General features: G+C 33.1%; 4 protein-coding genes and 1 pseudogene. 3 read left to right on the top strand and 2 right to left on the bottom strand.

The window, feature by feature from the left end; all coding sequences use genetic code 11:
• Window positions 1–596: 596 nt before the first annotated feature.
• On the top strand, window positions 597–1,760 hold the full coding sequence (locus ACP6PL_RS19955) for a J domain-containing protein (protein WP_426547022.1): 1,164 nt from the start codon (window positions 597–599) through the stop codon (window positions 1,758–1,760).
• Between the two features lie 62 nt (window positions 1,761–1,822).
• Here ACP6PL_RS19955 and ACP6PL_RS19960 read toward each other — a convergent pair whose 3' ends face one another.
• Both ACP6PL_RS19960 and ACP6PL_RS19965 read right to left on the bottom strand, forming a co-directional pair.
• On the bottom strand, window positions 1,823–3,529 hold the full coding sequence (locus ACP6PL_RS19960) for a two-component system response regulator (RefSeq protein ID WP_426547023.1): 1,707 nt from the start codon (window positions 3,527–3,529) through the stop codon (window positions 1,823–1,825).
• Between the two features lie 13 nt (window positions 3,530–3,542).
• Window positions 3,543–6,485, bottom strand: a complete 2,943-nt coding sequence (locus ACP6PL_RS19965; protein ID WP_426547024.1) for a PAS domain S-box protein — start codon at window positions 6,483–6,485, stop codon at window positions 3,543–3,545.
• A gap of 1,363 nt (window positions 6,486–7,848) precedes the next feature.
• Between ACP6PL_RS19965 and ACP6PL_RS19970 the strand changes: the two are divergent.
• A pseudogene (locus tag ACP6PL_RS19970) lies at window positions 7,849–8,730 on the top strand (aldo/keto reductase).
• A gap of 219 nt (window positions 8,731–8,949) precedes the next feature.
• Window positions 8,950–9,231 carry a DUF2470 domain-containing protein gene (locus ACP6PL_RS19975; RefSeq protein ID WP_426547025.1) on the top strand — a complete coding sequence of 94 codons (282 nt, stop codon included), beginning with the start codon at window positions 8,950–8,952 and terminating at the stop codon, window positions 9,229–9,231.
• The last annotated feature ends 1,669 nt before the right edge of the window (window positions 9,232–10,900 follow it).

The raw sequence follows: 10,900 nt of genomic DNA on the forward strand, positions 1-10,900 counted from the left end.
ATCTATAACGTTATAGTTTTTCTGGCGAAATTTCTGTTTTTGAATTCAGATTTTTCAAAAAGTAAAAAGTAAGTAGTAGGTGAGGTAGACTCAAGCAATTTGTCCCTACTCTGGCTGTTCTATCTCTGGGAAAATATGAGCTCTATCTATAACGTTATAGTTTTTCTGGCGAAATTTCTGTTTTTGAATTCAGATTTTTTCAGGGAGTAGGTAGTAGGTGAGGTCGAATCAGTTAATTTTCTTCTAGTCTGGCTGTTCTATCTCTGGGAAAATATGAGCTATATCTATAACGTTATAGTTTTTTGATGAAATTTCTGTTTTTGAATTGAGATTTTTTCAGGGAGTAGGTAGTAGGTGAGGTAAACTCAGACAATTTTTCTCCAGTCTGGCTTTTCGATGTGTCGGAAAATTTTAGCGAATTTCTAGCACTATAGTTTTTGGCACTGTAGACTCAGAAAAGTAATATGGCATTTTGGTAACTTTACAGTCAAAATGGAAGTAATTGTTGATTAGTTTCGATTAGACTATCATACTAACTTCAAAAAAATAAGACTTTCCGCAACTCAATACCACTAACTACTAAGTATTTTTCTAATGTGGATGAAATCAACCAATACTATAAAATTCTAGAACTTGAACCTGGTGCTTCTCTAGAAGAAGTAAAAGAAGCTTACCGAGATTTAGCTTTTGTCTGGCATCCAGATCGCTTTGTCCACAATACTCGTCTACAAGCAAAAGCTCAAATTCGTCTGAAAGAGATTAATGAAGCTTACCGCAAATTGCGCTATTTTTTAAGTAATTCTCAATACCAAGTTGCTCCAACAAAACCAACTCCCAATCAAACACAACCAACACCACGTCGCCCCTCAACTCCTCCTAACCCTTCTACTGCTCCTCCGTCTCCTCAAAGACCACGAAATTCTAACAATAATCAAGGTTTTCAGCAGGTATATGTTCATACATCCACTCGTCAGCAAAATTCAATAAATTCTTATATTCCTTGGGGTAGCTTAATTGGTACTTTCTTTTTTTATGCTATGACTGCCTGGGTGTTAGTTATTTCTAAATCTCCTGTTTGGACTTGGGCTGTGGTTGAGGGTGTGGCATGGATGGGGATGACTGTTTTGGCAATTGAAGGGTCAAGTTCCCAGAGGTGTTGGGCGATTGCCATGTTGGGTGCTGGTGGAGGAGCAGGTTGGATAGCTGGAAATTATGTGGGGGGTATAATAACAGCTTTGGCATGGGCTATGGTTGGATGTAGTCTTGGAGTAATCGCTGGTACTGAACCAAAGGCAAGAACTGTTGCTGCTGTAGTGACTATTGGTGGAGTAATTGCTTTGGTAGGATTTGTAGCTGGCAATGGTGCAGAAAATATATTGCTTGTGGTTGTTGGTTCAATTGTTTGGGCTGCTGGTGGATTTGTTTTTGGGACAATAGTTGATGCTGTAATTGCCTCAAAGACTGGTACTGGTGTGGGTAGTATGTTGGGCTTTGTTTTAGGGTCTTGGGTTGGAGCTTGGTCTGCTGCTTGGAATTCTACTAGGTCTAAGACTGTGGCGATCGCTTTGGTTAGTGCTGGACCTGATATTATTATTGGGTCTTGGGTAGCTATTGGTATTGTGGCTGGAGTAATTGCTCAAATGGTAGCTGGAGAAAAGTTGATAGAGCTGTTTAATGGCTTTTTTACTTTTTTGATTTTGGCTATTATTTCTGGGTTAGGTTTAGGTTTTGGTTGGTGGCTTTCGACAAGTCTAATATAGTTTGGAATTTTAACTTTTAACTTTTGACTTTTGACTTTCTCTTCCATCTCTCAACTCAAATTTTACATTAAGTTTTTTCCTTCTTTTAATAATTGTTCAAACTTGGATGTAGGTAATGGTGGGCTGAATAAATAACCTTGAATTTCGTCACATTCGTGTTTTTGAAGAAAGTCTAGCTCCGCCTGAGTTTCTACTCCTTCAGCAATTACTCTTAGGTTTAAACTATGAGCCATTTGAATAATTGCAATTGTAATTGCTTCTGTTTTGCTATCTGCAGTTATATTGCGAATAAAGCTTCTATCTATTTTAATCACATCAAATGGAAATTCTCTGAGATAACTTAAGGATGAATATCCTGTACCAAAATCATCTATTGATATTTTAATTCCACACTTTTGCCATGATTTCATCATTCTACTTGCAGCTCTTTCATTTTGCATAACTAAGCTTTCTGTCACTTCTAACTCTAGGTTATTAGGCTTTAAGTCTACTTCTTGGATGATTTTAATAATCCGTTCTTGAAGATTTTTCTGCATAAATTGACGTCTGGATAAATTAACTGCGATTTGGAATGGAAAAAAACCTTCTTCCTGCCAGATTTTTGTTTGATTACAAGCAGTACGCAATACCCATTCTCCTATAGAAATAATTAACCCTGTTTCTTCTGCTAAAGGAATAAATTCTGCTGGTGAAACCAATCCTTTTTCTGGATGATACCAACGAATTAAAGCTTCTGCCCCTGTAATTTCACCAGTCTTAATATTAACTTTTGGCTGATAATAAACTTGAAATTCTGAACGTTTTAAAGCATTACGCAAATTGGTTTCTAAGGATAGTTGTTCTAGAGAAATCACAACTGCTTCTGACTTATGCAATTGATAATTATTTCCTCCTTTTTGTTGAGCATGATACATTGCTGCATTAGCATTTTTTAGTAGTTCATCTACTTCTATATCATCTAATGGATAAAATGTAATTCCTATGCTAGCAGTGATATAAACTTCATAACCTTCTAGAATCATTGGTTGAGAGATTATATCTAAAATAGATTGAGCTACATCAATGGCATCTTGTTTTTGTTTTACTGGCTTAAGAATTATGGCAAATTCAGCAGCTTCTAAACGAGCTAACATATCAATGCCAGTAATAGATTCCTTAAGTCTTTTCGCCATATTGCATAGTACCAATTCTCCATTTTTACTGCCCAATGTTACTTTGATTCTATTAATTCGATCTAAGTTAATATATAAGATAGGTATTTTCGGAAAATTTTGATATTTATGAGAGTCATTGATATTACATAAATCTCCTAAGCTAGCTTTATTATTATGGGATAAAATTTCATTTAGTCTAGCTCTAAATAAAGAACGATTTGGTAAAAGAGTTATTGGGTCATACTGATGTCTTTGAAGAGCTATTTCAATTGTTAAATGTAAGTTTCTTTCTTCAAAGGGTTTAACAATATAACCAAAAGGATTTGTTGCTTTGACTCTTTGTAGAGTTTTATTATCAGTATAAGCTGTCAAGAATATTATGGGTATTTGTAAGTTTGACTGAATTTGCTCCGCTGCTGTTACCCCATCCATTTCTCCTTGTAACATTACATCCATTAATATTAGATTTGGTTGCTTTTCGGCGGCGATTAAAATTGCTTCTTCGCCGGAAGAAACAATGTCAACAACTTCATAACCCATGGTTTTGAGACTATCTGCTAAATCTTCAGCAATAATACTTTCGTCTTCAACAATCATAATTTTTGATTTTGACATTATCTATGCACCTCTATAATTTATTATTATTTACACTATGAAAAGTTATTTTAAAAACTGTTCCTACTTCATTAACTCTCTGAATTTCTCCCTTAAGTTGCCTTACTAATGAGCAAACCAAACGTAATCCTAAAGAACCTGAATTTTTATAGTCTAAACCCTCTGGAAAACCAATGCCATTATCGCCAACTTCCAGAATAAACTTATTTTCATCATTCTCCTCATAATTGAAATCTATAGAAATATCCCCTACAGATTCTTCTGGAAAAGCATACTTAAGAGAATTAGAAACAAGCTCATTAATAATTAAACCACAGGGAACTACCGTATCAATATTTAAGAATACAGGAACTACTTTTACAGTTAATTTCACACCTCTTGCTTTAACTTCATAAGCTTGGAAGACATGAGAAGCTAAGTTGCGAATATACTCACTAAAATCAATCCTAGATAAATCTTTTGATTGATAGAGATGTTCATGAACTAGAGCCATCGATCTAACCCTGTTTTGACTCTCTTTTAACATCTCCATAACATTTTCATCTTGAATATATCTTGACTGTAATCTTAATAAACTAGAAATTACTTGTAGATTGTTCTTAACCCGATGATGAATTTCTTTTAATAGTACTTCTTTCTCTGCTAAAGATGCTTTAATTTGTTCCTCATTTCGTTTTCGCTCAGTAATATCACGAATTACAGCTTGAATAACTCTATTTTTGAATGACTTTTTCTCTCCATCAAAAGTATCTCCTACTTTCATTGCAGTCAACAAAACTTCTACTGGAAATTCCGACTTATCTGCTCTCTTGACTATCCACTCAAAATGATTATTACCTTTACATATTGCTTTGGCTATTTTTGTTTTAAGTAACTGCTGTGAAAGTTGCTTATTTTGTTGATATTCTGGATAAAAATCTGTTTGTTTTCTAGTCAAAAGTTCTTCTTTGCTACTCAAACCAAGCATGATTAACGTAGCACTATTACAGTCAATAAACCCTTTTTCATCTAGTAGAATCACAGCATCACTTGTCGCTTCATAAAGACTACGAAATTTTCTTTCAGATTCTTTGAGTGAGCTAATTAATTTTATGTTCATTGCCTCTGCTTGTTTCCGATCACTAATATCTATTCCGACTGAAACTACTGCTTTTCCTCGATCGTATTTCTGAACTACAATCAGGTAATTTTCTACAGTACCATTCACCTTAGTTTCAACTTCTTGAGACATTTGTTGTTCTGAGCTAGCAAAAAATTCATTAATAGATTTAACGAACTCTGAACTACTTCCAAGAAAACCTATTTCTTGACCAATAAATGTTTCTGGTACTAAATTAAAACTACCTGCTAATTTCTTGTTTACTCCTATATATCGTAAGTCTGAACTAATCCAAGAAATGAACCAAGGTACAGCATCTAAAACTGCTTGTAGCTGGTCTTTAGCTTTTTGGAGAGCTTCTTCTGATTTTTTACGTTCAGTTATGTCTGTAGCAGTACCAATAACACCTTGAAAATTACCCAGTTTATCTTGTAAATTAATCGCATTAAAGTTGAGATATACAGGTTTTCCATCTTGGCGTTTATGGATTGTTTCCCACTGAAAACTTGAGCAATTATCTCGATCAAAAATTTGTATTTCTGGGATATTTATTCCTTCTGGTTTAATTTTTTCTACTTCTTCTTGATAGATAAAATCTGTTAGGAAACGACCTATTATTTCGACTGGTTCATAACCATAAATGTGTTTAGCTGCTTGATTAACAAAAGTAAAACGCCCCTGAGTATCCAGAGACCAAATTAAATTTTGGGAAGTTTCTACTAGATGCCTATATTTTTTCTCACTTTCTGCTAATGCTTGTTCTACTCGTTTTCGTTCTAGAGCATTAATAAACATTTCTCCCATAATTCTTAACAAGGCAATAATATCTTCTGACCAGTTTTTTTCTTCTCTAACTGAGTCAAACCCTAAAAATCCAATAAAAGTACCACAATATGCCATTGGTACAACAATTAAAGATTTTATGGATTGGGAACGCAAAAATATTTTTGCTATCCCTTTTTCTTTTGAGAGTTTCGCTGTGCTAGGAATATAAATTGTTTCCAACTTTTCTATTTGCTCTTCCCATTCTCCTAATGCTGTAATTGGTATTTGTTTTCTTTGCTGAATTTGTGGTTTAATCCCCGCTGCACACCACTCGTAATTATTGTTGATATACTTACCTGTTTCATCAAGTAAAAATACATAGCTACGATCTACACCACTAAAAGTTCCTATCCATTCGAGAGCGACTTGAATACCTTGATCAATTTCGTCAGGAGCTAGATTAATGAAGTGGGTTGATAGAGTTGTAATTAATTCCTCAAAATTTAGTCTATGTAGTAGTTCTTCTCTTGCCTGCTTGTGTCTGACAATTTCATCTATAAGTTCTTCATTTGAAGCTCTTACATTAGATGTTCTTTCCTCAACTTTTGCTTCTAGTTCTTGTTGAGTTTTATCAATTTCTAACTGGGTTATTTTGCAGCTTGTGATATCAATATTTATTCCTCTTAATCCTTTTATTTTACCTGTTTCTGAAATTTGGGGAACTACTTTAGTTTCATATCTGATATCTTCTGCGTTCCAAAACCATTTAACTTGATTACCCGCCATTGCCAAGTCAATTTTATCCAATATTTCTTTATTGTCTCTATATAGATCAAAAATTGAAGATCCCACTAACTTTTCTGGTATTATTACTACTTGTTTTGATTGACACTGTGCAAAAGTAAATATACCTTTGCTATCTACTTCCCAAATAATTAAAGATGCTTGATTAATTATTGTTTGTAAACGTACTTCACTTTTTTGGAGAGCATTTTTAGTCCACTGATGTTCTGCTTTCTCTTTGTTTAACTCTTCTGTCAACTGAGCTAAATTTTGCTCTAATTTTTTAACAACGCTATAGATCATTGACATTGATTTTAGGGAAGGACAATATATAAAAATAACTTGAAATAGTATAAGTGTGAATATTTAACTTGAAGCTTTCCTGATTTAGCTTCAAATGAAAGTATTTATTCTCAATCTACTAAGTTATATACTAGCAAGCTATATTTATTGTATAATAGAATAGCTTTGATTAAATTCGTGAAATACAAAGGTTTTGAAATTTAGGAAATAGCTTAACTAGGCACAGGGAATAAAAAAGATCAAAAATACTATATCTAATTAAGCTCAGAATTACTCAGTAGTTAGATTTAATACCGTTTCACGGAACTCAGAAGTCATAACAGAGATTTTAATACTTAAAAATTCGATTATACACTAATTTAAGCTTATTATTTAATATTATTAGTTGCCAACTATTTGTAACATTTTTAAAGTAAATTTCTATAATTAAATGTTATAGCAATCCTAAATGATTTGTGAGAATTTTTATAATAGTTAAGATTGAGGAAAAAGCTTGAAAATTCTGACTCCTGACCCCTGACTCGCAACTATCACAAAAATATTACAATTGAAATAGGATTGTTCTATTATCTCCGAAGTGGCTGGAACGGACTTGAAGAAAGCAATTTCAAGAGTTTAGGCTGGATAAACATCTTGTTATATATTGAGGTTTATTTACCTCTACCTACCTATATAAAATTTTTAGTTCTTAATTACTCAGGTATAGTTGTTTGTCAAGATTAATTTGAGGAATAAGCCATGTAATTTTCTTTCTTGTCTACTATCCCTATCAATCTTCTTTAGTCTTATCTCAACCAATCATTTCAAAATTGACAGATCAATAGACTAAGGCTGCGGTATTCAGAATATTAAGATATGTGATTATGGGGTAAAAATTATCTAGAATACAATCAAAACTCATATTAGAAAAACTGTTTAAAAATTATGACTAATGATATTAATTTCAAAGAATTAGATAATCTAAAGCAACAAGTCAAAATAGATAATGAGCAAAAATAAGGTCTCAAGCCTCTTATTTTAAGGGAATAAAAAAAATAAACTTAAGTATTTCAACTCTCTAGCTTCAAGCGGAGGTACTGACAACTGATAACTGAAATGACCTTACCCAAATCAAGCAGACTAAAGTTTACTGATGATATAAATATCTGTCGCATTTTGAATAGAATGTTGCAAGTATCAGGCGCTTATGGGCGTATCGTATCGATCCAAAAGCTGCTATTCAAAATATGTTTAATATCATGTTCAGATAATTAGTTATAATAAACCTGATTCATTCTAAATCTACTTTTTCCCTCTTGACTCCTGACTCCTGACTCCTGACTTCTTCAATCATGATTTATAAGTATTCAACCGAACATGATTTAATTATATAAATGCAGGTTTTACTACTTGGGATTTACCAGACCATTATGGTCTTGCGAAGGACTTCATTAGAGAATTTAGACGACAACTAATAAATAATAGAGGAGTAGAGGCTTTATCTAACTTACAAGCTTTTACAAAGTGGGTACCAAGACCTACAAAAATGACTAAAAAGTTAGTTGATAAAAATATTGATATTTCCCGCACAATAATGAATGTGGATACTTTGGATTTAGTTCAATTTCATGGGTGGGAATATCAAAATAAAAATTATTTGGATGCTCTTAATTATATGGCGGAATTGCAGTCAGAGGGAAAATTTAAGCATCTGGCTTTAACTAATTTTGATACTGAACATCTGAAGATTATTATTGAAAGTGGAATTAAAATAGTTTCTAATCAAATTCAATTTTCTTTCAGTAGATCGTCGTCTTTTGGTAGAAATGGTACAGTTTTGTCAGAAGCATAATATTAAGCTTTTGGCTTATGGTACATTATGTGGTGGTTATTGTCAGAAAAATATTTAGATTCTCCAGATGCTCAAAATAGAAACCTTGGTACTGTTAGTTTGAGAAATTACAAAAATATGATTGATATGTGTGGAGATTGGAGTCTATTTCAAAAACTATTAAATCTTCTCAAAAAAATTGCTGATAAGCATAAAGTAAGTATCTCAAATGTGGCAGTTTGCTATATTTTAGAACAACCAACTGTAGCAGGTGCAATTGTCGGAGCAAGGCTGAGTATTTCAGAAAATTTTCAATATAATTCTCGGGTCTTTGATTTTAACTTAGATGTAGAAGATTATCGGCAAATTGATGATTTAACCAGAGAGTCACGGGATTTGTTTAAGTTAATTAGTGACTGTGGTGATGAATATCGAAGATAGGATTCAGGAGACAGGAGTCAGGAGTCAGGAGATTAAGTAAGCACTCATAAATTAGAATAAAATTATATAATTTTACTTCGATTTGGGAACATGGCTTATCTTATAATTTTTCTTGATGTTTATAGCTCAATCTATACTTATCTTAGCTGATTTTTTTAACATCAATTTTTTAGCTTAACTTTATACTGGCAAATAATACTTACAAAAGGATTTGAAAATATGTCTGATTCATTTACTTCAGAAATTAGCCATCGCATTTGTTCTCATATGAATGAAGACCATCAAGATGCCGTACTTTTGTATGCTCAAAAATTTGGTGGTTATCCCAATTCTACAGCAGCAAAAATGATTTCTATTGATGCTCAAGGTATGAACTTAACTGCTGAGTTTAGTGGGGAAAGTTTACCTATAAGAATTGAATTTGACCATACTTTAAAGGATGCTGAAGATGCTCATCATACTCTTATTCATATGGTCAAATTAGCTCGTAGTCAAAAATGAAATATGAGCAATTTTACGAAAGTTAAAATCAATAATCAAAAGCAAGATAGTTTTTCCTAAAAAGTTTAACAGAGCGGGATTTTAGCTAATTATTTGAAATAGTTAGTGTGGAACTATTTGTGAAATATTTAAGTGAATTAGTATGGTTACTCTTCTGCTCAGGATGGCTTGATGGAAGAGTAACTACTCCTAGTGGCGCCTCAAGCTTAAAATAGTGGAATAGATTTTTGACTCTTTACTTTGAAAAATCAGCATCGTAGGATTTTCCTAAAGTAACATTTAAGGCTTGACACGGCACTAGTTAGTATTTCCAGATTTTGGAGACCTTACTATTACGCAATAAAAAAACAGTGATGAATAAATTTTTGATTTTGAATTAATAAATTAGCACCTCTTTGATTTGTTTAGGTTGACTGAGCAATTATAGTCGGATGGGAAAGTAGATTGCTCTGGGGTTGGTATTGCCAGACTTTTGAAACTCTACTATTGCCTATAGAGGAATAGTGCTGAATAAATTTTTGATTTTGAATTAATAAATGAGTTTCTCTTGATTTATCAAGAGCGATCGCTCCATATCTGGAGAAAGAGAAGTAGGTTAGTTTGAGCTAACTATTTTCAGATGTAGGAAACTCTACTATTGCGTATAGAGCAATAGTGCTGAATAAATTTTTGATTTTGAATTAATAAATGAGTTTCTCTTGATTTATCAAGAGCGATCGCTCCATATCTGGAGAAAGAGAAGTAGGTTAGTTTGAGCTAACTATTTTCAGATGTAGGAAACTCTACTATTGCGTATAGAGCAATAGTGCTGAATAAACTTTTGATTTTGAATTAATAATTAGTTCCCCTTGATTTATCAAGAGCGATCGCTCCATATCTGGAGAAAGAGAAGTAGGTTAGTTTGAGCTAACTATTTTCAGATGTAGGAAACTCTACTATTGCGTATAGAGCAATAGTGCTGAATAAACTTTTGATTTTGAATTAATAATTAGTTCCCCTTGATTTATCAAGAGCGATCGCTCTATATCTGGAGAAGAAAAAGCATCTTCCTCTGGGCTGACTATTTCCCGATTCTGGAAATTCTACTGTTGCGTATAGAGCAATCGAGATTAATCACATTTTGATTTTGAATTAATAAATTAGTTGCTCTTAATTTATATCGAGCGCTCGATATAAATTTGCTTCAAGAAGAGTAAGAGGCTCTGAAGTTGGTATTTCTAGGATCTGGAAACTCTGCTGTTGCTTATAGAGAAATAGAGATGAATAAATTTTTGATTTTGAATTTGTAATTATCTCCTCTTGATCTGTCAAGAGCGATCGCTCCATATCTAGAGAAGAAAAAGCACGTTGCTCTGAGCTAAGTATTTCTAGACTCTGAAAATTCTACTGTTGCGGATAGAGCAAGAGTTATTTCATTTCCTTAAGCTCAAGGAGGCGGAGGATGAAAATTTTCTCTTTCTCATGCGGATAGTTTTTAGGCTCCTTAAAACGGCTTTCCTGAAACCTTTGTATTTCAAGAAAAAATACCAAATGGGTTCTATACGCAATAGTCGGAAATTTTGACGACTCATCTCTTCTTGCTGGATGCTTCAAAAAATGAATTAATCATTGCTCTATACGCAATAGTCAGAAATTTTGACGACTCATCTCTTCTTGCTGGGTGCTTCAG

Source organism: Dapis purpurea BLCC-M126, assembly GCF_050015975.1.
Lineage (GTDB): Bacteria > Cyanobacteriota > Cyanobacteriia > Cyanobacteriales > Microcoleaceae > Trichodesmium.

Bases quoted from the DNA above. Each gene is read 5' to 3' on its own strand.
- ACP6PL_RS19960 (WP_426547023.1), bottom strand. From the start codon at position 3,529: ATGTCAAAATCAAAAATTATGATTGTTGAAGACGAAAGTATTATTGCT.
- ACP6PL_RS19965 (WP_426547024.1), bottom strand. From the start codon at position 6,485: ATGTCAATGATCTATAGCGTTGTTAAAAAATTAGAGCAAAATTTAGCT.
- ACP6PL_RS19975 (WP_426547025.1), top strand. From the start codon at position 8,950: ATGTCTGATTCATTTACTTCAGAAATTAGCCATCGCATTTGTTCTCAT.